The 23,182-nt window shown below is 34.2% G+C and carries 23 protein-coding genes and 2 pseudogenes; 2 read left to right on the top strand and 23 right to left on the bottom strand.

The window, feature by feature from the left end:
* Positions 1 to 12 precede the first annotated feature (12 nt).
* Genes galE through TETH514_RS05530 form a run of 3 tightly spaced genes read right to left on the bottom strand, consistent with a single transcriptional unit; the run spans position 13 to position 3,753 of the window.
* Complete coding sequence (gene galE / locus TETH514_RS05540) at positions 13 to 1,002, bottom strand: UDP-glucose 4-epimerase GalE (protein ID WP_009052741.1); 990 nt, start codon at positions 1,000 to 1,002, stop codon at positions 13 to 15.
* A 13-nt stretch (positions 1,003 to 1,015) separates the two neighbouring features.
* Positions 1,016 to 2,179: a galactokinase gene (locus TETH514_RS05535; protein ID WP_009052742.1), complete on the bottom strand. Its 1,164-nt coding sequence runs from the start codon at positions 2,177 to 2,179 to the stop codon at positions 1,016 to 1,018.
* The gene (locus tag TETH514_RS05530) at positions 2,176 to 3,753 is read right to left on the bottom strand and encodes a UDP-glucose--hexose-1-phosphate uridylyltransferase (RefSeq protein ID WP_009052743.1); all 1,578 of its coding nucleotides are present in this window, start codon (positions 3,751 to 3,753) and stop codon (positions 2,176 to 2,178) included. The genes TETH514_RS05535 and TETH514_RS05530 overlap by 4 nt, the downstream gene beginning before the upstream one ends.
* Positions 3,754 to 4,062: 309 nt before the next feature.
* Here TETH514_RS05530 and TETH514_RS05525 point away from each other — a divergent pair, with 309 nt between their 5' ends.
* Positions 4,063 to 4,422, top strand: a complete 360-nt coding sequence (locus TETH514_RS05525; RefSeq protein WP_009052744.1) for a Uma2 family endonuclease — start codon at positions 4,063 to 4,065, stop codon at positions 4,420 to 4,422.
* 61 nt (positions 4,423 to 4,483) lie between these two features.
* Here TETH514_RS05525 and TETH514_RS05520 read toward each other — a convergent pair whose 3' ends face one another.
* Positions 4,484 to 6,004, bottom strand: a complete 1,521-nt coding sequence (locus tag TETH514_RS05520) for a gluconokinase (RefSeq protein ID WP_009052745.1) — start codon at positions 6,002 to 6,004, stop codon at positions 4,484 to 4,486.
* Positions 6,005 to 6,021: 17 nt separating this feature from the next.
* Between TETH514_RS05520 and TETH514_RS12545 the strand changes: the two are divergent.
* Positions 6,022 to 6,374: pseudogene (locus TETH514_RS12545) on the top strand (DDE-type integrase/transposase/recombinase); the annotation flags it as partial.
* A gap of 14 nt (positions 6,375 to 6,388) precedes the next feature.
* On the opposite strand, the gene TETH514_RS12540 reads toward TETH514_RS12545, so the two are convergent.
* The 19 genes and pseudogenes from TETH514_RS12540 to amrA form a co-directional block, all read right to left on the bottom strand.
* Positions 6,389 to 6,568, bottom strand: a complete 180-nt coding sequence (locus tag TETH514_RS12540) for a hypothetical protein (RefSeq protein WP_012268654.1) — start codon at positions 6,566 to 6,568, stop codon at positions 6,389 to 6,391.
* A gap of 108 nt (positions 6,569 to 6,676) precedes the next feature.
* A complete protein-coding gene (gndA, locus tag TETH514_RS05515) occupies positions 6,677 to 8,083 on the bottom strand; it encodes an NADP-dependent phosphogluconate dehydrogenase (RefSeq protein ID WP_009052747.1) in 1,407 nt (468 codons plus the stop codon).
* 56 nt (positions 8,084 to 8,139) lie between these two features.
* Positions 8,140 to 8,715 (bottom strand): annotated as a pseudogene (locus tag TETH514_RS05510) (NAD(P)-dependent oxidoreductase); the annotation flags it as partial.
* Positions 8,716 to 8,753: 38 nt separating this feature from the next.
* Positions 8,754 to 9,509 (bottom strand): DeoR/GlpR family DNA-binding transcription regulator, encoded by a 756-nt coding sequence (locus TETH514_RS05505; protein WP_009052749.1) that lies wholly within the window; start codon positions 9,507 to 9,509, stop codon positions 8,754 to 8,756.
* Positions 9,510 to 9,750: 241 nt separating this feature from the next.
* Complete coding sequence (locus tag TETH514_RS05500) at positions 9,751 to 10,722, bottom strand: D-glycerate dehydrogenase (protein ID WP_009052750.1); 972 nt, start codon at positions 10,720 to 10,722, stop codon at positions 9,751 to 9,753.
* 22 nt (positions 10,723 to 10,744) lie between these two features.
* A complete protein-coding gene (locus TETH514_RS05495) occupies positions 10,745 to 11,665 on the bottom strand; it encodes an AEC family transporter (protein ID WP_009052751.1) in 921 nt (306 codons plus the stop codon).
* A 107-nt stretch (positions 11,666 to 11,772) separates the two neighbouring features.
* Positions 11,773 to 12,699, bottom strand: coding sequence for a sugar phosphate isomerase/epimerase (locus TETH514_RS05490; RefSeq protein WP_009052752.1), 927 nt, complete (start codon positions 12,697 to 12,699; stop codon positions 11,773 to 11,775).
* A complete protein-coding gene (locus TETH514_RS05485; protein WP_009052753.1) occupies positions 12,700 to 13,449 on the bottom strand; it encodes a sugar phosphate isomerase/epimerase in 750 nt (249 codons plus the stop codon).
* A 17-nt stretch (positions 13,450 to 13,466) separates the two neighbouring features.
* Positions 13,467 to 14,516, bottom strand: a complete 1,050-nt coding sequence (locus TETH514_RS05480) for a Gfo/Idh/MocA family protein (RefSeq protein ID WP_009052754.1) — start codon at positions 14,514 to 14,516, stop codon at positions 13,467 to 13,469.
* Positions 14,517 to 14,530: 14 nt separating this feature from the next.
* Entirely contained in the window at positions 14,531 to 15,619 is a 1,089-nt protein-coding gene (locus tag TETH514_RS05475; RefSeq protein ID WP_004404816.1) for a Gfo/Idh/MocA family protein, read from the bottom strand.
* Between the two features lie 57 nt (positions 15,620 to 15,676).
* The gene (locus TETH514_RS05470; RefSeq protein WP_009052755.1) at positions 15,677 to 16,669 is read right to left on the bottom strand and encodes a LacI family DNA-binding transcriptional regulator; all 993 of its coding nucleotides are present in this window, start codon (positions 16,667 to 16,669) and stop codon (positions 15,677 to 15,679) included.
* A 149-nt stretch (positions 16,670 to 16,818) separates the two neighbouring features.
* Positions 16,819 to 18,255 carry an IS200/IS605 family accessory protein TnpB-related protein gene (locus TETH514_RS05465; RefSeq protein ID WP_003866617.1) on the bottom strand — a complete coding sequence of 479 codons (1,437 nt, stop codon included), beginning with the start codon at positions 18,253 to 18,255 and terminating at the stop codon, positions 16,819 to 16,821.
* Positions 18,236 to 18,829, bottom strand: coding sequence for an IS607 family transposase (locus tag TETH514_RS05460; RefSeq protein WP_003866616.1), 594 nt, complete (start codon positions 18,827 to 18,829; stop codon positions 18,236 to 18,238). Before TETH514_RS05460 ends, TETH514_RS05465 begins: the two co-directional genes overlap by 20 nt.
* 285 nt (positions 18,830 to 19,114) lie before the next feature.
* Entirely contained in the window at positions 19,115 to 19,333 is a 219-nt protein-coding gene (locus tag TETH514_RS05455; protein WP_003866615.1) for a type II toxin-antitoxin system HicA family toxin, read from the bottom strand.
* Complete coding sequence (locus tag TETH514_RS05450; protein ID WP_003866614.1) at positions 19,312 to 19,737, bottom strand: hypothetical protein; 426 nt, start codon at positions 19,735 to 19,737, stop codon at positions 19,312 to 19,314. Before TETH514_RS05450 ends, TETH514_RS05455 begins: the two co-directional genes overlap by 22 nt.
* A gap of 150 nt (positions 19,738 to 19,887) precedes the next feature.
* On the bottom strand, positions 19,888 to 20,226 hold the full coding sequence (locus TETH514_RS05445; protein ID WP_009052756.1) for a hypothetical protein: 339 nt from the start codon (positions 20,224 to 20,226) through the stop codon (positions 19,888 to 19,890).
* Between the two features lie 68 nt (positions 20,227 to 20,294).
* Positions 20,295 to 20,522: a hypothetical protein gene (locus TETH514_RS05440; protein WP_004404829.1), complete on the bottom strand. Its 228-nt coding sequence runs from the start codon at positions 20,520 to 20,522 to the stop codon at positions 20,295 to 20,297.
* A 138-nt stretch (positions 20,523 to 20,660) separates the two neighbouring features.
* Positions 20,661 to 21,662 carry an AmmeMemoRadiSam system radical SAM enzyme gene (gene amrS / locus TETH514_RS05435; protein WP_003869410.1) on the bottom strand — a complete coding sequence of 334 codons (1,002 nt, stop codon included), beginning with the start codon at positions 21,660 to 21,662 and terminating at the stop codon, positions 20,661 to 20,663.
* Between the two features lie 50 nt (positions 21,663 to 21,712).
* Positions 21,713 to 23,119 (bottom strand): AmmeMemoRadiSam system protein A, encoded by a 1,407-nt coding sequence (amrA, locus tag TETH514_RS05430; protein WP_009052757.1) that lies wholly within the window; start codon positions 23,117 to 23,119, stop codon positions 21,713 to 21,715.
* Positions 23,120 to 23,182 lie beyond the last annotated feature (63 nt).

Below are 23,182 nucleotides of genomic sequence, written 5' to 3'. Positions count from 1 at the left end.
ATACCCCTTCCTTTACCCTCTCTTAAAGCCATTTGGATGATTTTTGTGCCACATCCAAGCACTTTCAATTATTTCTTCTAAAGATGGATGTTTTGGCACCCAACCTAACTCTTCTATTGCCTTTTTGGAAGATGCCACAAGTACTGCAGGGTCTCCCGGACGGCGCCCAGCAACTTCTGCTGGAATAGGATGCCCTGTCACTTTTCTTGCAACTTCTATCACTTCCTTTACACTAAAACCTTCTCCATTTCCCAGGTTATAAATTGCGCTATTATTGTCTTTTCTCAATTTATCCAACGCAAGTATATGTGCATCAGCTAAGTCCATCACGTGAATATAATCTCTTATACATGTCCCATCTTTAGTAGGATAATCATCACCATAAATCATTATCTTTTCTCTTTTCCCAAGTGCAACCTGAAGTATAATCGGTATAAGGTGCGTCTCAGGCGAATGGTCCTCTCCAATCTCGCCTGTTTCAATAGCCCCTGCAACGTTAAAATATCGCAAAGCGACGTATTTGATTCCATAAGCACTGTCTGCCCATTTTAGCATCTTTTCAACGGCAAGCTTTGTCTCACCATAAGGGCTTGTGGGATTAGTTCTATCTTCCTCTTCTATTGGAATTCTCTCTGGTTCTCCATATGTTGCAGCTGTTGAAGAAAACACGATTTTGTTGACATTGTGTTTCTTCATCGCTTTTAAAAGGCTCAATGTCCCGCATACGTTGTTTTCATAATATTTAAATGGCTCCTCTACACTTTCTCCCACAAGTGAAAAAGCTGCAAAATCAATTACCGCTTCAATTTCATTTTCTATAAATACCTTGTCTAAAAAGGCTTCATCCCTTAAATCACCTATATACAGTTTTCCTCCCAAAACAGATTCCTTATGCCCTGTGACGAGGTTATCTACAACGACAACTTCTTCATTTCTCCTTAAAAGTGCTGCAACTGTGTGGCTTCCAATATAACCTGCACCACCGCATACTAAAACCGCCATATTTTTACCTCCTTCAGTATTTAATTTCTCCTGCTCCTTCACCTATTCCCGTTATATAGACTGTTGGCCTGTAGCCTATTTTTTGAGTGTAATTGTGAGTCACCACTTTTATAAATTCCTCTACTGCATCTTCTTTTACAATGCTTACAGTGCAGCCACCAAAGCCTGCTCCAGTCATACGGGAACCTATTACTCCCTTTAATTTTAACGCTTCTTCTACCAAAGTGTCCAGTTCTTTCCCTGTAACTTCGTAATCATCTCTCAAAGAATTGTGAGATTCAACCATTAATTCTCCAAATTTGATTAAGTCTTTATCATTAAGTGCTTTTACTGCATCTAAAACTCTTTTATTTTCAGTTATAACATGTTTTGCCCTTTTTCTAAGCACTTCGTCAGGTATCAAATCTTTGTATTCTTCAAATTGTTCAATTGTAATTTCAGATAGATTTTTTACAGGCAAAGCTTTTTGAAGATATGAAAGGGCCTTTTCACATTCACTTCTTCTTTCATTATATTTCGAATCCAAGAGCCCTCTCCTTTTATTTGTATTTGTTATCAAAATTTTATAACCTTCTAACTTCAAAGGCACGTATGAATACTCTAATGTATCGCTTTTTAATAAAATAGCATGGTCTTTTTTACCCATTCCAACAGCAAATTGGTCCATTATGCCACAATTTACCCCAACAAAAGTATTTTCTGCTTTTTGACACAATTTCACCAATTTTATTCTGTCAATATTTAAATTGAAAACTTCATTTACTGCAACAGCAGTAACCAGCTCTATTGAAGCAGATGAGGAAAGTCCAGCGCCATTTGGAATGTTGCCTTCAAACACAATTTCAAATCCAGAAAAGTCATACCCCTCATCCTGTAACACTTTTAAAACCCCTTTAGGATAATTAGCCCAATCATGGCTTTTATCAAAATTGAGTGCATCAAGGTCTACTTCCACCTTTAAATCGAAATTTAAAGAAGCCATGAAGACTTTTTTGTCATTTCTTTTTCTAATCGCAGCATATGTTCCAAAGTCAAGGGCACAAGGAAATACATAGCCTCCATTGTAATCTGTATGCTCTCCAATAAGATTCACTCGTCCCGGAGAATAGAAAAGCCTTATTTCAGCATCATTTTTACCGTAGAATTTTTCAAGTGCTTCAATTACAGCCGTTTTCATTTAAGGTCTCCTTTCATATCTATTTTTTCAAAGCCTACTGTTTTTATAAATTTTTCAAAGGCTTTTTTCCCTTTTTCATCTCTTTTAAAAACTCCTGCATCTAAAAGAACCTTCAAAAATTTGTTTCCAACCTCCTGTTTTATATAATTTTCGGCTTCTTCTTGAGTGCAGTTAGTACCATATTTTAGAAGCAATTCTTCAATCCATGGAATATGTTTGTATAAAGGACTGCCTTCACTATACAAGTCTGGATTAAATTTTTCTTCCCCTATTAAAAACTTAATAATTTCCTCCAACTCAAATTTCAGCCTTCCTGGCAAAACTGCTAATCCCATAACTTCTATAAGTCCAATGTTTTCTTTTTTTATATGGTGAAGTTCCTCATGAGGATGAAAAATTCCATAGGGGTATTCATCTGTTGTCCTGTTATTCCGAAGGACAAGGTCAATTTCAAATTCCCCCTCTTTATTAATCCTCGCAATAGGTGTAATCGTATTGTGATGGATAAGTTCCCCATTCTTTTTAGTATATGCCAATATGTCACAAGATTCATCACTATAGTCCTTCCAGGTATTCAATATATGTGAAGAAAGCTCTATTAGTTTATCCCTGTCTTTACTTGAAAGGCGAATGGCAGACATAGGCCATTTGACTATTCCTGCTTTAATGTTACGATATTGAGGATATATAAAGTATTCTTCTATAGGAGCCTCTTCCATTGGAAAAACGTGCCTTCCCCCTTGAAAATGTTCATGGGATAAAATCGAGCCTCCCACAATTGGCAAATCCCCATTGGAGCCCATAAAATAATGGGGGAATTGCTCAATAAAATCAAAAAGCCTCACAAAAGTTTTTTCTGATATTTTCATTGGAATATGGGATTCATGGAGCAAAATGCAGTGCTCATTGTAATATACATAAGGTGAATACTGGAAATACCATTGCTCTCCCGCAACTTTTACTGGGATTATTCTTAAGTTTTGCCTTGCTGGATGATTTAAATTTCCCGCAAAACCTACATTTTCAATGCATAAAAGGCACTTTGGATATCCTGACTGAGGAATTTTCTTTGCCGCCTCAATTTCTTTTGGATCTTTTTCTGGCTTAGAAAGATTTATAGTGATTTCTAAAGAACCGTATTCTGTGGGAGTACGCCAATATAAATTTTGCGAAGTTCTATCCATCCTGATGTAATTGGAGGCTTGAGATAATTTGTAAAAATACTCTGTGGCTTTTTCAATCCCCTTTTCAGAGGCAATGGTATTAAACTTTTTTACAACTTCTGATTCTCTTGGCATTAAAAGCCCCATAATTCTTGCATCCATTAAATCTCTATAGGTAACAGTATCCTCAATAAGGCCTATCTCCACCGCATAGTCCAATAATTTGTTTAAAATAGGAGAAGGGCTTTCTAATTCCTCCTCAGAAACCTCACCTTCATAAGGTTTTTCTATTTTAAATAAATCCATAAGTGCATTGCGGCTTGGAATCACATCTAATTCCTCTATCAAGCCTTTTTTAAGTGCAAACTTTATAAGCCGCTCGATGTGTAATGCTACCTCTCTGGAATCCATAATATATCCTCCAGTGACTTTATTATATTTTTTAATTAAGTCTGTAATAAAAAAGAAATCTACAGTATACAATGACTTTGTTAAAACAAGAGATTATTAAAACATGACATTCACATGCAATGAAAAACATTTAAAAGAGTTTGTTTATTATTTTAATTAACCTCTTTTTTATTATATTCGACACACATTTAAAAATTCCTTCTAGTTTATAAAAAGTTTTTTAGATATTTTTATAAAGGTAATGAATAATTGTTAATATTGAAAAATGTGCTAAAATATATTTAGAACGTAGTAAATGGGGATGATATAATGGAAAATATAATACCTAAAAATAAAAGAATTACTTATGAAGAATTCGAAGAAATAGACTCTAAAACTGATGAAATGCTCGAATTCATAAACGGCGAAATATATTTGTTATCCGCACCTTCAGTGGCACACCAAAGAATTTTAACGAACTTATCGACAGAATTTGGAATATATTTTAGAGATAAAAAGTGCAAACATTTTGTTGCCCCTTTAGATGTTATACTACAAAATGCTCAAGAAAAGCACAAAGTACAGCCAGATATAGCTGTTATTTGTGATGAAAAAGGACTCACTGAAAATAACTATACCAAGTCCAATAATCCCAATATCTGTATGCAATTGCAATCACCTTTATCATAAGTATCTTCCCAAAATAATATAAAGTGCATTAAAACAAGTTTATAACTCAGTTCTTATTATATTATTGCAGATTTATTATTCTAATAAACTCATTTTTTAGTTGATCATATAGACGTTCATATATTTCAAATAACCTTGTATAAGTATAATGGTGATTTTTATCTGGATATATGGTTTGTGATATCGGAACCATTTTTTCAACATCTTCAATTGAGCTTATTAAACCGAGAGACTTCATCCCTAGAACAACTGCACCAAGACATGAACTCTCATAGCTTTCTGCTACCAAAACCTTTTTATTAAAAACATCCGCTAGGATCTTAACCCATAGTGATGACCTTACAAACCCACCAGTAGCATAAATTTTTTCTATGTTACCAGTAATCTGCTCTAAGACTTTTCCTACACTATATATTCCAAATATTACACCCTCCATTAATGCCCTTAGAAAGTGTTCTCTCGTATGGGTTATATTTACTCCAAAAAAAACGCCTCGAGCATTGGCATCCCAATGGGGTGCTCTCTCTCCTAGTAAATAAGGGAGAAATATTAATCCGCTTGCTCCCACAGGAATACTATCTACTTTTTGAGTTAAAATATCGTAGAAATCAATATTTTCTTTTTTTGCATTTTCAACTTCTAACGGATAAAAGTTGTCTCTAAACCATCTTAGCACTATACCTCCGTTATTGATTGGACCGCCTACTACATAATGATTTTCAGTAAGTATATAAGAAAATATTCTCTCGCCTGGATCTGACACCGGTTTGTTTGAAATTACCCTTATCGCACCGCTGGTACCTATTGTGACAGCAGCTACACCAGGTTTTACAGCATTGGTACCTAGGTTTGATAAACATCCATCGCTAGCCCCAATTATAAATGGTGTACTTTTAGGTATATTTAAAAACTTCGCATATCCATCTTTTAGCCCTCTAACAGTATGTGTTGTAGAAACAGGAATAGATAGTCTATCAGGCGAAATGCCAATGAGATTCAGTGCCTCATCATCCCATTTTAATTTATAAGTATCAAACAGCCCTGTTGCAGATGCAATAGAATAATCAACGATATATATTGAAAATAATTTGTAAAAGACATATTCCTTTATTGATATAAATTTATACGCCTTATTAAAAATCTCACTATTATTCTCCTTCATCCATAAAAGTTTACAAAGTGGTGACATAGGGTGTATCGGAGTTCCCGTTTTTAGATATATGGAATGTGCGACCTTACTTTCTTTCATTTTCTTTGCATATTCTTCACTTCTTGTATCAGCCCAGATTATACAATTGGTCAATGGTTTCCCTTCAGGATCTACAGCTATTAAACTATGCATAGCTGCACTAAAACTTATACCCTCAAGTTTATTACCCATTGCATTGTTTTCTTCAACTACATCCTTTATAGAAATTAAAACCGCATGAAATATCTCTTCAGGGTCCTGCTCACTCCATGTAGGTTTTGGATGGTATATAGGATACTCAACACTCTTTTTAGATATAATAACACCCTCCCTATTAAATGCTATAGCCTTAGTAGCTGTCGTGCCTATATCTACCCCTATTAAATATTCCATAAAATTACCTCCTAATTGTGGATGAAACTGTATTTAAAATCGCAGGTGAAAAATATTACATCTGGTTTATTATAGATTCAGAAACTCGTTTCATCTTAGGCTTCCATCTATCACCTTATAGAAACTCTAAACAAGCTTTTGTTTTGCTTAATTCTGTTAAGGTTTAGGAACTCCCTCTGCTATAGTCAGTGATCGTTACAGCGCCTATAAAGTACCTGTTAAATCTCTCTTTGATGACAATGTTAAACATATTAGAGTTGAAAGCTTTAAAGATGACATTTCTAATAATTTGATAGAATCTTTCCATCACCAATTTAAAGCCTGGTATAAAACTAAGCAAGGATTTAGTTCATTTGAATCAGCAAACAGTCAAAATAACTTGCTTCAAGAGTGCAATAAATCCTCTAAAAATATATTCCCTGCTCCAAAATGCACCCATGTAGGATATTTCTTGGTTTGTTCTGCTATTTTTTCTACATCAAAGTCCGGAAGCTTTATACCTGCTTGCTGCCATTTGTTAATGTCTTTTATGCCTTCTTTGTTTAAAAGCATGTACGAATCCAAAAAATCCTTCTTGATTTTTAAATTTTTTTATTGAATTTTTATTGAAAGAAAATGGGGAGCAAAAAACTCCCATTAATTCAACATTAACTAAATGATGTCAATTAGGTTTTAGTTTGCCTCCCATTCAGTGTGGAAAATTCCCTCTTTGTCTATTCTTCTGTAAGTGTGAGCACCGAAGAAATCTCTTTGAGCTTGGATTAGATTAGCAGGCAAGTTTTCTTCTATCATGCTCAAGAAATAATCTAATGAAGAATTAAGTACAAGCGTTGGAAGGTAAAAATCTTTTGTTAAATTAGTGATATATTTTATTGAATCAATTTTATCCATTAAGAAAGATAACGCCTTTTCACTGTTAAGAAGATTTACATTTTCTTTATTTTCTTTAATAATGTCTCTTAAGAAATCTAAAATTTTGGCTCTTATGATGCATCCGCCTTTCCAAATTCTTAAAACTTCTGAAAGGTCAATGTTATAGTTAAAAGCCTTTGAAGCCTCAGATATAAGCCATAGTCCTTGAGAAAAAGAGACGAAAACACTAAAAAGCAATGCATTCTCCAAATCATTTATTACTTTCTCTTTGTCCACCTTAATGCTAGGATAAGTTTTTGTTACTTTTTTAGACAATTCTACTCTCGCCTCTTTAAAGAAAGACAAAGTTCTTGCTTCTACTGCAAGATTTAAAGAAGGAGTTGGGATTCCTAAATCCAAAGAAGTTTGAGAAGTCCACTTGCCTGTGCCTTTTTGTTCTGCTTCGTCTAATATGAGGTCAACGAGGTATTTTCCTGTTTCTTTGTCTTTGTACTTCATTATTTTATAAGAAATTTCCATCAGGAAGGAGTTTAACACCCCATTATTCCATTTTTCAAATATCTCTCCTATCTCTTCGGGAGAAAGTTTTAACACCTTTCGAAGTACATCGTAAACCTCAGCTATTGCTTGCATTATGGCATATTCTATACCGTTGTGAACCATTTTGACAAAGTGTCCTGCAGAATCATTTCCAACGTATGTACAGCAAGGACCTGCTTCCGTCTGAGCAGCAATTTTTAAAAGAATTTCTTTTACCATCTCATAAGCATCGTAAGATCCCCCTGGCATCAAAGAAGGCCCGTGTAAAGCTCCGGCTTCTCCTCCTGACACTCCCATTCCAAGGTACAATATGCCTCTTTCTTTTAATTCATTAATTCTCCTGGAGGTATCTTTAAAGTAGGAATTTCCTCCATCAATAATCAAATCTCCCTTATCTAGATAAGGTAAAAGTTCTTGAATCATTTCATCTACTGGTTTTCCTGCTTTAACCATGAGGATGATTTTTCGCGGCTTTTTTAAAGATTCTACAAAAGACTTGATATCATAATAAGCTGCGATTTCTTCGTCTTTTACTTTGTTTTTCATAAATTCTTGTGTTCTATCAGGTGTCCTGTTAAAAACAGATACACTATACTTTTTCCTCGCAATATTTAGAGCAAGATTTTGTCCCATTACTGCCAATCCAATTAATCCAATGTCTTTCATCTAATTACCTCCTCGTTTTTTATAATTTAGTGTGCAGTTCAAATAATTTTTTAAGTTCTTTTGTCAAAGTTTTCAGGTGAAAGATTAGGGTCATAAGCCACTACTTTAGCACCAAACCCATATTTCAGAATTTCACAAACTCTGCTTCCAATATTTCCAATACCTATAATTCCTGCAACTTTGTCTTTTATCTCATATCCAATGAAGCTCGCTCTTTCCTCCCACTTTCCTTCTTTCACTTTAAGGGATGCAGACCTTACTTTTTTCATAACATCTAATAAAAGTGCAACAGCATTTTCGGCTACAGCTTCCCTTTCTACAATGCCTTCAACTTTCGTTACAATAACTCCCTTTTCAGTAGCGCTTTTAATGTCTATTGTATCATAACCTATGCCGTGGCGTGTTATTAAAAGAGTTTTATCTTTATGCTCAAAAAACTCCTTATCGTAATATGGCTTGACACTGGCAATTATTACAGAATAGCCCATTAGCTTTTCTGCTAAAGCCTTCCCTCTTATATCGTGGGGAAGTTCAAATCTTTCTACTTCTCCTAACGCTTTTAACCTTTCGATATGTTCAGGAAAATGCTTACCAAAACTACTGGAATTTACAATAGCAATTTTAACACCCATTTTTACGCCTCCTAAGTAATCTTCTCCTTTTAAATTTTCTATACCACTTCAATCTTTACATAATTTTTTAATTCCTCTACTATCTCTTTGTTTTGTTCTCCAGAGGTTATTATCTTTTCTACATCTTCAAATGTGCAAAAAGACACCATTGCAACTTTTCCAAATTTGCCACTATCAGCCACGACAATTACTCGCTTGGCTGATTTTATCATTGCTTTTTTAGCTTCGGCTTCAAAAATATCAGAAGTCGTAAGCCCTTTTTCTAAAGAAATGCCACCAGTTCCTAAAAACAAGATGTCAATGTTGTATCTGCCAATGCAATTTAGTGTTTCAAAGCCTACCATTGAATGATTGTCAGTTTTTAATTTTCCACCAGTAATAAAAAGATTAATATTAGGATTATTAGCTAATTCTGTAGCAACGTTTAAAGCATTTGTCACAACAGTTATGTTATTAAAATTTTTAAGGAGTCGGGCTATGTGATAAGTAGTAGAACCTGCATCTAAAAAAATGACATCTCCTTCTTTTACTTCTCCTACCGCTTTTGCAGCAATTTTTTGCTTTTCTTCTGTGTGCTCTTTAAATCTTTTGACAAGTGGAGGAATAATAATATTTTCTTTCAGTACTGCGCCTCCATAGTTTCTCTCTACCAGTCCTTGTCTTTCTAATTCTTCTAAGTCCCTTCTTATTGTCTCATCAGAAACTTTGAAAATCTCACAAAGCTCAGAGACTTTAACGGCTTTCTTTTTTAAAATGATTTCTTTGATTTTATCTCTCCTTGTCGAAACCAGCATCTACATCCACTCCTAAAAATATCAATTTGTTTTTTATTTTGCTCAAAACCTAAAAAGTAAATAAAAACAAAACACAGTTTCAAGTTGGAAATTCCGTTTTTGTTTGTTGATTTTATTGACTTTAATATATTAATTCTACACAAATCCAAAAAATCCTTCTTTGTTTTAAAATTTTTTTATTAGTTTGTATGGTTTTATAAGAACAAAGTAAGGAATCCCATTTTAGGGATTCCTTAAAAATTTACTTCTCCAATATGTCTTTATTTACAAGGGTGCGCGGCGTTCTTCCTTCTATTACGTCTATTATATTTTGTGCAACAAGTACTGCCATATCTCTCCTTGCCTCATCTGTAGCACTTCCTATATGTGGAAGTATTACTACATTATCTAAAGTTTTTAATTCCTCTGTAATCTCCGGTTCTTTTTCATATACGTCAAGACCTGCTGCATAAATGTCTTTATTTTTTAATGCATTTACCAGCGCTTTTTCATCTACAACAGGACCTCTCGCTGTATTTATTAAAATTGCGGTTTTTTTCATAAGTTTTAATTCTTTTTCCCCTATTAAATGGCGTGTATGAGGTGTCAGCGGAACATGAAGTGATACAAAATCCGATTCTTTCAAAAGTGTTTCCAAGTCAACATACTTTGCACCTGTCTCTTTTTCAAATTCTTCTTTTGGAGTGTTTGCAGTGTATAAAATTTTCATGTCAAACCCTTTCGACATCTTTGCGAAAGCTTGTCCTATACGCCCCGCACCAATTACTCCCAATGTTTTTCCCGTCACAGCTTTACCTAAAAAGAGGTTCGGTGCCCATCCAGTAAATTTTCCTTCTCTTGTGAATTTATCTGCCTCAACAACCCTTCGAGCTGCTGCAAAGAGGAGTGCCCATGCAAGTTCTGCTGTTGCATTTGTCAAAACATCTGGCGTATTTGTAACATAAATTTTTCTCTTAGTTGCCTCTTTTAGATCGATATTGTCAAATCCTACAGCGTAATTTGCCACAATTTTTAAATTTTTTGCTGAATCAAAAAATTCTGCATCAACTTTTTCATTAAGCTGCGTCACAACGGCATCTTTGTCTTTTATTACATCAAGCAATTCTTCTCTTTTAAGAGGTCTGTCTTCTGGGTTTATTTCAACTTCGCAGTACTTTTTTAAAAGTTCAATCCCTTCCTCAGGAATCATCCTTGTAACATACACTTTAAACATAAGAATCCTCCTCCATACAAATTTATCCCATCAAGTATAGTATAACAGATATTGTTATAAAAGACAAAATATTTGTCAAAAATACACTTATAGAGACAAATTTGTGGTTTTTATCATATTGTTTTGCAATAATTGCTGAACTAGCCATTGCAGGCATAGCGCTTTCTAAAATGACTATCTTTTTCACAAGTGAAGGTATACTCAAAAAGCTCACCACTCCATAAGCAATAAGAGGAGCTAAAATAAGTTTAATTACTGCTGCGATATAAACATATTTGCTACCATTTCTTTCTTTAAAATCGATATGGACCATATTCATCCCTATAAACATCATAGCAAGAGGTACAGCAATGCCACCTATCATTTGAAGGCTTTTTAATAAAAAAGAAGGAATTTTAATATGTAAAGTTATAGCTAAAAAACTAAAGAAAAGAGTAATTGTGGAGGGATTAACTAACTTTTTAAAGTTTTTCGCATTAAAAAGCTTGTCACCTGTAATAATCATCACACCCAATGTCCAAAAAAGTGAAGTATGTCCAAAATCATATAATATGACAAAAGGCAGACTTTTTTCTCCAAAAAGAGCCAAACTGACAGGTAACCCTACAAACAAGGTATTGCTAAAAGAAGAAATGAGGTAAAGTTCTTTTTCTATCTCTTCAGGAACTTTTAAAAGTAAAAAGATAATTTTGCTCACTAGATAGGTTAAAAAAGGAACAGCCACTCCCACTATTGGTATCATATAAGAAGTTTTTAACATATCTAAGGTGTAGTTTGTGTATATGCCGTAAAATATAAGAGCAGGTATTGCCACTAAGACAGTTAGATCAGCAAAAGCTTTAAAATTTTCTTCCTTTACTATTTTTATTTTTGCCACATAAAATCCTACTGCCATAACAGTGAATATTTGTAGAAGCACTTCAGCGATTTTTGAAGTGACCAATTTTATCTCCCCCATCACTTAACGTATATCTTATATTTTACAGTATGTTTACATTAAAAAAAAGCCCAACCGATTATTAGGTTGAGCTTTTTTTAAAGTTATTAAAGTTATATAAATTGTTTTAGATGATTTAGACCTAAAATAAGTCCTTCTTTAACTTTCTCTTCACTGCCTTCATATAGAGGGTCTTCATGTTCTATGCTTATTACTCCGTCATATCCGTTGTCTTTTAGCGCCTTTATAAACTTGCCCCAATCTACATTTCCCATACCTGGCATTCGGTATCTCCAGTATCCAAATTCGCCATGCGTTCCTGTGTAAAGCTGTCTGTTGAAAACTCCATATCGCTTAAATTTATCCTCAAACACTTCTGTGTCTTTTGCGTGTACATGAAATATTCTATCTTTAAACTCTGGTATCACATCTATATAGTCTATAAACTGCCAAACAAGATGGGAAGGGTCAAGATTTAAACCAAAGTTTTTAGAAGGTATCCTTCTAAACATCTCCTTCCAAAGCTCTGGTGTAAAAGATATGGTTCCTGGAAGGCCAGGTACCTGCCATCCTTCCATAGGGCAATTTTCGATTATAATTTTTATTCCTTTGTCTTCCGCATAACTTACTATATCGGTAAAAACTCTTTCAAATTCATCAAAATTGTCTTTGATGCTTTTTTCAATGTTCCTGCCTACAAAAGTCCCCACCATGTCAGTCCCCAGCATTTTAGCTACATCAATGCACTTTTTTAAGTGATTGTTTATAAACTTTCTCTTTTCTGGGTCTCTGTCAAGGTTGTTGTCATAATATGCAAGAGATGAAATTGTGAGCCCGTACTCCTTAAAATATTTTTTTATTTCTTCCGCCTCTTCAGGTGTGAGATTTTCTACATCTATGTCACTTGCAGAATAATCCCTCGTATTGTCTTTAGGCCAGCAGGCAATTTCCAGTGATTTAAACCCATTTTCACTTGCCCACTTAGCTTTTTCTTTAAGAGGCATATTCCCAAGACATACTGTTAAAAATCCTAAATACATCTACATTTCCTCCTCTAAAATCTTTTTTAAATTTTCAAAACTAATTTTCACACTTTCAATTGGAGGTCTTTTACACACATCCTGTTCAACAATTAACCATTTAACTCCATTTTCTTTTGCAATTTTTATTACTTCTTTAAAATTGATAATTCCATTTCCTATTTCAGTAAAAGACCTGTCCTCTTTATCCATGTCTTTTAAGTGAATTAAAGGTAGTCTATTGGAGAATTTTTTAAGATATTCTACCGCGTCAACTCCCGCATATGTAACCCAATACGCATCGATTTCAGCTTTTACAAGGTCTTTATCTGTATTTTTGTAAAGTATATCAAGTCCATATTCTCCATCGTATATTTCAAATTCGTGATTGTGGTTGTGATAGCAAAACTCAAGTCCCTTTTCCCTACACTTTTCACCTATTTTATTAAACAACTTTGCTGTTTCAATATAATCCTCTCTTGACTTGTACTCATTCCACGGACAGACGATGTATTTATTGCCTATTTCAAGGTTATAATCTATCACTTCCTCAAGATTGTTTTTAAGTAATTCTATTCCTACATGACTACCAGCAACTTTTAATCCTAAATTATCAAGCGTTTTTCTTAATTCTGATGCTTTTAAACCGCCATATCCTGCAAACTCCACTCCTTCGTATCCTATTTCCGCAACCTTTTCAAGAGTACCTATAAAATCTTTTTGTGTCTCCTCTCTCAAAGTGTAAAGTTGAAGTGCTATAGGTATACTCATTTTAATTTTTTCCCCCTTTAACCTAAAACTATTTCCTTACCTTTTTCAGCTGATTCATAGGCACCGTCTATTATTCCCATGAGTTTTGCCCCTTCTTCAGCAGAAGCCAAAGGCTCTTTGTCATTTTTTATACAGTCAACAAAATGTTCAAATTCATTTAAAGGCGATTTTGGATAATTGGTGTCGGGAACTATGTCAATCAATGTATCAACAATTTCCGAAAATACTTTAAGCTGTCCGTTTTTAAACCATATGCCACCTTTATCACCTAAAATTTCATAGTAATTGTAATCTCCCTCAATGTTGGAAGCCCAGCTGAATTCAAAGTCAATTGTGGCACCATTTTTAAGCCTTACAAAGCCTACTGCCATATCCTCCACATCGTAAATTCCATCCCCGCTTTTTGCATAATTCCAGCTGTTTAAACTGTTGCTATTTGAAAACTTAGAATAAGTAGCTGCTGACACAGATTGCACCTCTGGGTATCCCATGAAATACAAGACTAAGTCTAAAAAATGTACTCCCAGGTCAATGAGAGGGCCTCCTCCAGACAATTTCTTATTTGTAAACCATCCGCCCTTTCCAGGAATGCCTCTCCTTCTCCTCCAGCCAGTCTTTACATGGTATATTTCGCCTATATACCCTTCCTCTATATATCTTTTTACAAAGAAAGATTCATTTGTAAACCTATTATTTAATCCTACCATAAACTTCCTTTTGTATTTATTTTTTGATTCAATGACCTCATAAGCTTCTTTTGCATTTAGAGTTATAGGTTTTTCACAATGCACATGAATTCCCTTTTCCATCGCTTTTATAGAAATAGGCGCATGTAAATAATTAGGAGTACATACGCTTATTAAGTCTGGTTTTTCTTTTTTAAACATTTCTTCATAATCTGTATAAACGTGAGGTATATTGTACTTTTCCGCTAATCTTTTTGCAGCCTCTATATCCGGATCAGATATGGCTACAATTTCAACATCTTCTACTTTTGAATAACCGTTTAAGTGTTTGTAATCAGCAACTGACCCTGCACCAACACATGCATATTTAAGTTTTTCCATACAAAAGCCTCCATTTACCTGTTAAAATATACTGGTTCTCCTGTTTTCGCAGATGTATAAATAGCCTCTAGTATCTCAGTTACTACAAGAGCTTCTTCTGGCTTTACAACCGGCTCTGTATCGTTTATGATGCAATCAATCCAAGCTTTTGCTTCTAAAAATCCCGGCTCATCTGATTTACCTTCATAGAAATCTACTCCACCTACATCAGTAGAAACTTTAGTTGTATAAAGCCTTCCAAATTTCTCTCCATTTATGCGAAGTCCATCTCTCATGTCAGCTCCGCCTTCTGTTCCACACAAAGTGGTCATAGCCTCGCCAACTTCTAAAGTATTCAAAGCCCAACTGGACTCTAATATAATGGTAGCCCCATTCTCCATTACTATAAATCCAAAAGCTGAATCTTCAACTGTGAACTTTTCAGGGTCCCATGGCCCCCAAGCATTCGCAGCATTTGCTCTTTTGCCTAATTTATAGTAGGCGCTTCCCATTACAACTTTAGGCTTATAGTTATTCATCATCCACAATGTCAAATCAAGGGCATGTGTTCCTATATCAATTAAAGGCCCACCACCTTGCTCTTCTTCATTTAAGAAAACACCCCATGTAGGTACCGCGCGGCGACGTATAGCATGAGCCTTAGCAAAATATATTTCCCCTAATTCACCATTTTGACAAACTTTATGTAAATATTGAGAATCTGGTCTAAAGCGATTTTGATACCCTATAGTGAGTTTCATACCTGTTTTCTTATATGCTTCCACCATTCTTCTGGCATCTGCAGCAGTCTTAGCCATAGGCTTCTCACACATTACATGTTTTCCTGCATAAAGAGCATCAACAGTTATGTCTGCATGAGACTTGTTGGGAGTACAAACATGAACCACATCTATCGTTTTATCTTCAAGAAGTTTTTTGTAATCCGTATATACTTTCGCGTCTTTTGTACCATATTCTTTTGCCGCTTTTTGAGCCCTCTCTTCTATGATGTCACAAAAGGCCACCATTTCAATATTGTCTAGTTTTGCCAAAGAGGGCATGTGTTTACCAAAAGCAATTCCTCCACAACCTATAATTCCTACTCTAAGTTTTTCTTTTACCATAAAAATTCCTCCCATGATTATATTTAAATTTGTATTTTTAAGACAAAACTTTATTCTTTATTTTACTGTCGACTCTCTTATTATTAACTCATGTTCTAAAAAAATCCTCTGTGGTTCTTCTAATTTGCCACTCATGTGTTTTATCAGTAGTTCCATAGCAACACATCCTAAATCGTATTTTGGCTGTGAAATAGTTGTAAGCATAGGGTCATACATAGAAGCAAAGCTTATATCATCAAAGCCTACAACCGCTATATCCTCAGGGACTTTAAGCCCCTCTTCCTTTATCGCTCTTATAGCTCCAATAGCCATGATGTCAGAGATTGCAAATATAGCAGTAGGCCTTTCTTCCATCACCAAAAGCTGTTTCGCTGCTCTTACTCCGCTTTTAAAGCTGTAATCTCCGTATTTTATAAGCTTTTCGTCAAATTCTATCCCTGAATCTTCAAGAGCTTTTTTATAACTCGCTTCCCTCTGCTTCGTAGATACAAAGTTATTTTCACAGCTTATCATTCCTATTTTTTTATGTCCTAAACTTACCAAGTGCTTTACTGCTTTGTAAGCTGCAGAAAAGTTGTCTATAGATACATATGAAACGCCAGCTCCTTCTATGTATTCACAACACTGAACGACAGGATAATTTTGGCCTATCAATGTCAATTCTTCTTTTCCCATCACAGGCGCCATAAAAATAACGCCATCCGCTAATCTGTTTTTTAAAATTTCAAGGTATACCTTTTCTCTGTTAATATCAGAATCAGTATTGCAAAGCATTACATTATAACCATTTTTATGGGCTACATCTTCTATTCCTTTTACAACCCTTGCATAAAAAGGATTTGAGACATTAGGCATCAAAGCCAATATCATTTTCGTTTCAGAACGTCTTAAATTTCTTCCAAGGAGATTTGGATGATAATTTAATTCTTTTATCGCTTTTAATACTCTTTCCTTTGTTTCTTCAGACACCGAGTCACTGCCATTTAAAACTCTTGATACTGTTGCAACAGAGACTCCTGCTCTTTTAGCAACTTCTCTAATATTAGCCATTGTAACCTGGTCATCTAAACTGTGCAAAACTGCACTAGTTTAGAAGGCTGGGCTATTTATAGTCCGCCCTTTCAGAGAGTGCCTATTCCCAGCAGGCGGTATTTAAGCACTCCCATAGCCCCTGCCCCAAGAAGCAGGAACTTACGCCCTTACGGGTCTCCCCACTTACCCTGAATTAATAATTCCTTCAGGATAGAGAAGTCTCTTGGTACCTTCTCAGGAGAGAGTGGTGTTACCACCGCTACCTTGAAAACTCGCCAGAAATCATAGATACTAAAACTTGTTCCCTCCAGAGGTTTTAGTACCCTTCCTGACTCACTCTCAAGGCTTTGTAAAAATTTTATTGCTCTATTTATCTCTCTTAAATGCTTTTTCTTTAAATATATGTTTTTGACTGTTTTCTTTACGTACTCCTTTAATTCTTCTAATTCTTCTACAGTCAATGCGTTGAGAAACTTTATATAATTGTCTGGTATCTTTTCTTGCAGTCCCAATCCTCTTCTTGCTATTACATAGGCTGCTCCCTCATCTTTTGTTATCATATGCTGCGGTGCATATTTTAACATGCCTATTATTGATGTGTAAGAAGGGTCTACCTCTATTACTTCTATCCCTTCTCTTTTTACTAGTGTTTTTATTTTTGAAAGAAGTGATTTATAGCTAAAGTTATGTCTTATTCTCCTTGATTTTCTCCCTGAAAAGTCTCCTCTTTTACCTTTTTCTTTTATTTCTAATCCCTCAATTACTATTGCTTTTCCTTTCTCTCTTGCTATTTTTACTATTTCATGAGCATACTGCCATCTGTAATATTCTTTTTTGTTTTTATTTCCGCTTGCAAGCTCTGGCATTGGTATACTGCCATAGTTTATTAGATTCCCTTTTTCATCTGTTTCTGCCCATGATATGTTGTCCGGATATGCATTTACATCTATTCCTATGACTCCTTTTTCTTTTGTTATTTTTATTTCTGGATATTCTTCTTCAATAGCAAAATAGGCATATATGCTGCCATTTTTAAGTTTTAGCTCTACAGAGTATGGTATATTTGATTCGGCAATTTCCTGTAGAAGTTCTTCTCTTCTCTTATTCTTTTTATATCCTGCTTCTATTCTGGAATAGACATATTTTCTTTCTCCTACATTTATCCTTAAGAAAGTACTATTTTCTTTTGCTTCTATTCTTGTGTTGAGATTTCCTTTTTTGCTTTTATCCCCTCTTGAATAGAGATTTCCTTTTCTCTTCTCCTGCCACCTAATTTTTAATTTTTCATATGCTTTCCCGTTTATATGGCGCTTTTGAAGTTTTCCAAATAAGTCTCTTCCTCCAAAAATGACTTTCTTTGGATTGTTGTCTAATTGTCTAGATGATTCTAATACACCTATTGCTTTCATTATTGCATCATCTACATATCTTGAGTTTAAGTCAAACATCCCCTGAAGGTCTCTTTTTAATGTTTTTCTATCATAACCTTCTAAAAGCCTTTTGTATGCAAATCTCATGCAGGAGGACCATCTTCTCATTAAGTCTAATACTATTTGTTTGTCTTCTTTATTTAGGAAAATGAGTTTAGCCTGTATTACTATCATACTTTTTACTACCTCTTTGTCCGTAAATTCTTGCTGCAAATGAGGTGACTATTGCTATTAAGTCCTCTGCCAGCTCTTTATTTACATCTTCTTTATTCTCTTCTCCGTTTAAAACTATAAGCTCCACCCCAAAGCTTTCCATGAAAAATTTGAGATATTCAAAGCCAAATCTCACTAGCCTATCAGGATATTCTATTACAACTTTTTCAACTTCCCCTCTTTTTATCTTGTTCAAAAGCTTTAATAAGCCTCTCCTGTTTTCATTTACCCCACTTGCTATTTCGGATATGACTTCATACTGCCATCCCTGGAAATTAGCGCATTCTTCGAGTCTTCTAATTTGATTCTTAAGATATTCTTCTTGTTTTTTTGTGGATACTCTTGCATATAAAACTACAGTCGGTTTTGGTTTTTCTTCTATCATACCTAATAGCTTCTCTATATCTTCTTTTCTATACCTTCTTCTACCCTTTGGAGTTCTAAGAGGAGTAATTAACCCTTCTTTTTCCCAGTTTATAAGTGTCCTTCGACTAATCGAGTATATTTCTTTTACTTTTTGCATACTTAATAACATCTATCATCACCTAATTAAAATTATACCTTTTTGCACGATTATCGCCAACTGTTATAACCTCTTGTGTAACAGATTACATAATATTTTTCATTGATTTTCAGAGACATATCTAATAAAATATGTAACGCATTACATTTACTATTATACCTCTAAATTAAAAAAAATCAATAGCAACAAATAAATTTTCATACTTTTATTTTAAATTTTGTTTTTTTATTTAAAAAAGACTGCCGAAGCAGTCTAACAAAATAAAAAGCATCGAAGTAAAAATACTGTACCTCGATACTATATTTTGCTGTTAAAATATTCTTCTGAAACTTGAAGCTGATTTTTTAAAATCTCTTTCCATAAATATTTTGGAATTTCACCACTTCCCATTGAAACTTTTGTCCGTCTAATATTGCCATTTTTATCACGTTTAACGTAGAAATAATGATCCGTTTGTTTGTATAACTCCCAACCGTCTCTTTCACAAAAACGCTTTAATTCTCTCCACGTTGGCATTTTATTAGTTTTTTTACTCCTTCATGACTATCTTGTAATAAGACATTTAAAATATATGGTAAATGTTTTTTACGGTTAGGAGCTGAATACCAATATTGAAAATCGTTATAAAAATCTTCTGCATATTCAATTAAATCATTTACTAAACGATTTAAAGCTTCTTCTTCGTTTTTTCCATTAGCAACAATATCAATTTCATTTAATGAAATTGTTACACTCCCATTCTCTTCTTTAAAAATATTTGCTGTAAATGTATATACTTTTAACATTTCTTTTGCCATTTCTAAGTTTGAAACAAAAATATAATCTTTTGTGCGCTTAATAATTTTTGGCTTTTCACGAATGACCGAATTGATAAAATCACTCCATTCATTTCGAGCATCTGTTGCATTCACTGTAAACATTTCATTCATTCCCCCCTTTTTCACCTCCATTATATCATATTATGTGCAATATGTACAATATGTACATATTGCTAAGTTTTTATACAAAACAAATTTATTCCGCCTCTTTGTGAACCGAAAAAGCTCAACCACAGCGGTTGAGCAAAACTATCATTTTAATGTTTTTATCTGCTCTTCAAGAGCTTGTATCTTATTTTTAAGGTATTCTAATTGCTGTAGGGCTTGTTGTTTTTGTTGCATCATCTCTTCTTTTTCACTGCCTTGCTGTCTTAATTCTTCCATCTTATTTTTAACTGTTTCAACTATTTTTTGTTTGCTATTGTCAAAAAACTCCATAGCTTTATTAACAGCATCTTGCATCTCTTCTATGCTCTTTTCTATTGAGGGTTTCATATTTTCTTTTGCTTTTGGGTAGAGCATTAAACTTAAAGCTGCTGCTCCAATCCCCCAGTAAAGCTTTCTGGAGGAAAGAAATTTTAAAATACCCATTTTCTTCTCTCCTCCTCTCTTTTGTTCCATTAATATTTTGCCCTCAATTTTTTATATAATTTAATGTGTTATTTACCAAAAATCATAACTTTTGTTATCGCTTTATATAAATCCTTTGCATTATATTTTTCACTAATTTTAGAAAAATATTGTAAAAATTCTCCTATTGTCTCTTGCCATAAATTTACTATTTCATTCTTTTTAGACGGGTCTTTTTTATATTCCTTAAAAGACAATTCCATCGCATATTTTAAGGCATCAACTGCCTTTTGAAATTCTTTTTTTATGTCATCCATTATTATTTACCTCCAAAAAAGTATAATCTAAAGATAATATATGAAAATTATCACGATAGTGCCACAAAAAAAGAAAAGGCTTTGTAGTCTTTTTACAGACTGTAGACAAACTTTCGTAAAAGGAGATATTTTGCATCTTTAATTAACTATATTTATACTGTTACCACATTTCCTACACTTATTGCCTTCCAATCCTTTTACATTAACATACCAGTTTTGCCTCTCTACAAGCAAATTACCGCAATAAGGACAATGGGTATTATTATCAAATCCCATTACATTCCCTACATAGACAAAATCTAGATACTTTTTCCCAATTTGATAGGCTTTTTCAAGAATAGAAATAGGAGTAGGAGGATTATTTAGTTTGTAGCGTGGAAAATACCTTGAAAAATGTAAAGGTATATTTTTGTCAATTTGAGAAAGCCATTTTACTAAGTTTTCTATTTCTTCTTCTTTGTCATTTAAATCAGTAACAACTAAATTAGTAACCTCTACATGGCAATATTTCGAAACTTCTTCAACGGTCTTTAAAACGGGTTCTAATCTTCCGCCGACAATCTTTTTATAAAAATCTTCTGTAAAGGCTTTTACATCTATGTTCATGGCATCTACATAAGGAAGTATCTTTTTTAATGGTTCTAAATTTATATATCCGTTTGTCACAAGTACAGTTTTTAACCCCTCTTTTTTAGCCTCAATCAATCCATCGTGTACATATTCATACCATATTAAAGGCTCGTTGTAAGTAAAAGCAATCCCTATATTGTCTCTTTGTCTTTTTGCTGCAGCAATCAATTGTTGAGGAGAGATGTAATCTCCCTCCCATTTTTGATGTGCTATTTCCCAATTTTGACAAAACTTACACTTTAAATTGCAGCCATAAGTCCCCACAGAAAATATATATCTGCCTGGATAAAAGTGATAAAGAGGTTTTTTCTCAATTGGGTCCATTGCTACAGAGGTTATAATTCCGTAATTTTCAGTCACTAATGTTCCGTTTATATTTTTTCTCACATTGCAGACTCCGTACTTTCCTTCATTTATACGGCAATTGTGGGGACATAGCAAACATTCTACAACATTATTTTCTAGTTTTTTATAGAACATAGCCTCTTTTAACATAGTAAAAGATACCATTTATCCATCAACTTAAATGGAGAAATGGCTCCTCCCTCCTTTTTACCTTACTATTTATGTCTATCAACTTCAAATTTTTCTATGGTGTAATCCTCATCTGGCCTAATTCCCGCTTTTCTCAAGGCAATAGAAATTTGTTCTTCAACAGTATCTACTCCTTCTAAGTCAGGCAAAAGTAGACCAGAACGATAGCCACTTCTCACTATTACTCCGTATTTTTTGGGGTCAAGTTCTTCTTTTGATTTAACAGGTTGAAGAGGCATTAGAATGTCAACAGAATACTCTATATCCTTCAGTTCATGTTCTTCTACATGTTCAAAACGAGGGTCTTCAAAACCTGCACTTATGGCATTTTTTATTATTTCTTCTGCTATGTTTTTCTGCTGTGGAAACACTGTACCTATGCATCCTCTTAATTCCCCATCTTTGTGAAGAGAAACAAAAACTCCTGCTCTTCTACTATACATCTCCTCCGGTAAACTTTGTGGTACTGGCATTGGCTTTCTATTTTTTACATAATATTCAAGGCTTTCTCTGGCAAGTTTGACATAGGGGTCTTCTTTTTGCCTTATCTCTTCAATCCTTTGTCTTTTTAACCTGTACAATTTTTCTATAAGACTTGTGCCTTTGTATTCCCCAACGGCAAGTTGTGCAACACCATATCCTACACCAAAAGGTCCTTCATGAGATAATACTTCCGCTTTGACCTCATATCCATCAAGAGCTCCCAGCATAACACAAACCGATCTAAATCCACACTCTGCAGCTTCTTCAATTAAGCCTTTGTCCATTCCGATTATTTCTTCTACTTTCATTTCAGAAAGCAAGTCTAAAAGTTTTTTGTCAAAAACTTCTCCCTTTGGCGTATAGCCATTTGGACTATTGGGAGTCAATTTGTGAGATAAATCACCACTGGCGATAAAAACGACCTTTTTGTTTGAATTTCTTATAGCATCTCCAATTGCAGTGCCAAATTCATAAAGCTGTTCAAAGGACAAAAATCCATAAGAAATATGGACTAATTTAAAGTTAGAATAATGTTTTGTAACAAAATATAGAGGTACAATAGTTCCATGGTCAAGCTTTTTTGGAAGCACATATTTTTTGGCTAATTCATCATCTACTTCTGCAATAGGTATATCTCTCTTTCTAGATTCTTCTACAATTTTTTCAACAAGTTCTAAATCATTCTCAAATTCAAACCTTACACCTCTTGCACCAAACTGTCCAAGGTCTCCTTCTAAACGAGGAAAAACAGTCACTGCCACAGCATCTCTAAAAACGTATCCATGAGGAGTGACAACTATTATTGTATCAGGCTTTTTTTCTTTTATGTTGCTTGAAACAGTATTAAGTGAATCTATCGTCTTTTGAATCTTTTTTTCTTCTCCTCTCCCTACTTCAGGTACGATTATAGGTGGATGAGGCATGAGATAACAAGACAACAAAACTCCCATTTTTAACACCTCGACACTTTTTCTTCTCATATTTGATTATACCACAATAACAAAAGCTTCATC

The sequence above is a fragment of the Thermoanaerobacter sp. X514 genome (assembly GCF_000019065.1).
In the GTDB taxonomy this organism is placed as follows: Bacteria; Bacillota; Thermoanaerobacteria; order Thermoanaerobacterales; family Thermoanaerobacteraceae; genus Thermoanaerobacter; species Thermoanaerobacter pseudethanolicus.
The sequence above is the reverse complement of the archived record's forward strand: the minus strand, read 5'-3'. Positions and strand labels throughout refer to the sequence as shown.

Bases quoted from the DNA above. Each gene is read 5' to 3' on its own strand.
- galE (WP_009052741.1), bottom strand. From the start codon at position 1,002: ATGGCGGTTTTAGTATGCGGTGGTGCAGGTTATATTGGAAGCCACACA.
- TETH514_RS05535 (WP_009052742.1), bottom strand. From the start codon at position 2,179: ATGAAAACGGCTGTAATTGAAGCACTTGAAAAATTCTACGGTAAAAAT.
- TETH514_RS05530 (WP_009052743.1), bottom strand. From the start codon at position 3,753: ATGGATTCCAGAGAGGTAGCATTACACATCGAGCGGCTTATAAAGTTT.
- TETH514_RS05525 (WP_009052744.1), top strand. From the start codon at position 4,063: ATGGAAAATATAATACCTAAAAATAAAAGAATTACTTATGAAGAATTC.
- TETH514_RS05520 (WP_009052745.1), bottom strand. From the start codon at position 6,004: ATGGAATATTTAATAGGGGTAGATATAGGCACGACAGCTACTAAGGCT.
- gndA (WP_009052747.1), bottom strand. From the start codon at position 8,083: ATGAAAGACATTGGATTAATTGGATTGGCAGTAATGGGACAAAATCTT.
- TETH514_RS05505 (WP_009052749.1), bottom strand. From the start codon at position 9,509: ATGCTGGTTTCGACAAGGAGAGATAAAATCAAAGAAATCATTTTAAAA.
- TETH514_RS05500 (WP_009052750.1), bottom strand. From the start codon at position 10,722: ATGTTTAAAGTGTATGTTACAAGGATGATTCCTGAGGAAGGGATTGAA.
- TETH514_RS05490 (WP_009052752.1), bottom strand. From the start codon at position 12,699: ATGTATTTAGGATTTTTAACAGTATGTCTTGGGAATATGCCTCTTAAA.
- TETH514_RS05485 (WP_009052753.1), bottom strand. From the start codon at position 13,449: ATGAGTATACCTATAGCACTTCAACTTTACACTTTGAGAGAGGAGACA.
- TETH514_RS05480 (WP_009052754.1), bottom strand. From the start codon at position 14,516: ATGGAAAAACTTAAATATGCATGTGTTGGTGCAGGGTCAGTTGCTGAT.
- TETH514_RS05475 (WP_004404816.1), bottom strand. From the start codon at position 15,619: ATGGTAAAAGAAAAACTTAGAGTAGGAATTATAGGTTGTGGAGGAATT.
- TETH514_RS05470 (WP_009052755.1), bottom strand. From the start codon at position 16,669: ATGGCTAATATTAGAGAAGTTGCTAAAAGAGCAGGAGTCTCTGTTGCA.
- TETH514_RS05465 (WP_003866617.1), bottom strand. From the start codon at position 18,255: ATGATAGTAATACAGGCTAAACTCATTTTCCTAAATAAAGAAGACAAA.
- TETH514_RS05460 (WP_003866616.1), bottom strand. From the start codon at position 18,829: ATGTTATTAAGTATGCAAAAAGTAAAAGAAATATACTCGATTAGTCGA.
- TETH514_RS05455 (WP_003866615.1), bottom strand. From the start codon at position 19,333: ATGCCAACGTGGAGAGAATTAAAGCGTTTTTGTGAAAGAGACGGTTGG.
- TETH514_RS05450 (WP_003866614.1), bottom strand. From the start codon at position 19,737: ATGTTTACAGTGAATGCAACAGATGCTCGAAATGAATGGAGTGATTTT.
- TETH514_RS05445 (WP_009052756.1), bottom strand. From the start codon at position 20,226: ATGGGTATTTTAAAATTTCTTTCCTCCAGAAAGCTTTACTGGGGGATT.
- TETH514_RS05440 (WP_004404829.1), bottom strand. From the start codon at position 20,522: ATGGATGACATAAAAAAAGAATTTCAAAAGGCAGTTGATGCCTTAAAA.
- amrS (WP_003869410.1), bottom strand. From the start codon at position 21,662: ATGGTATCTTTTACTATGTTAAAAGAGGCTATGTTCTATAAAAAACTA.
- amrA (WP_009052757.1), bottom strand. From the start codon at position 23,119: ATGGGAGTTTTGTTGTCTTGTTATCTCATGCCTCATCCACCTATAATC.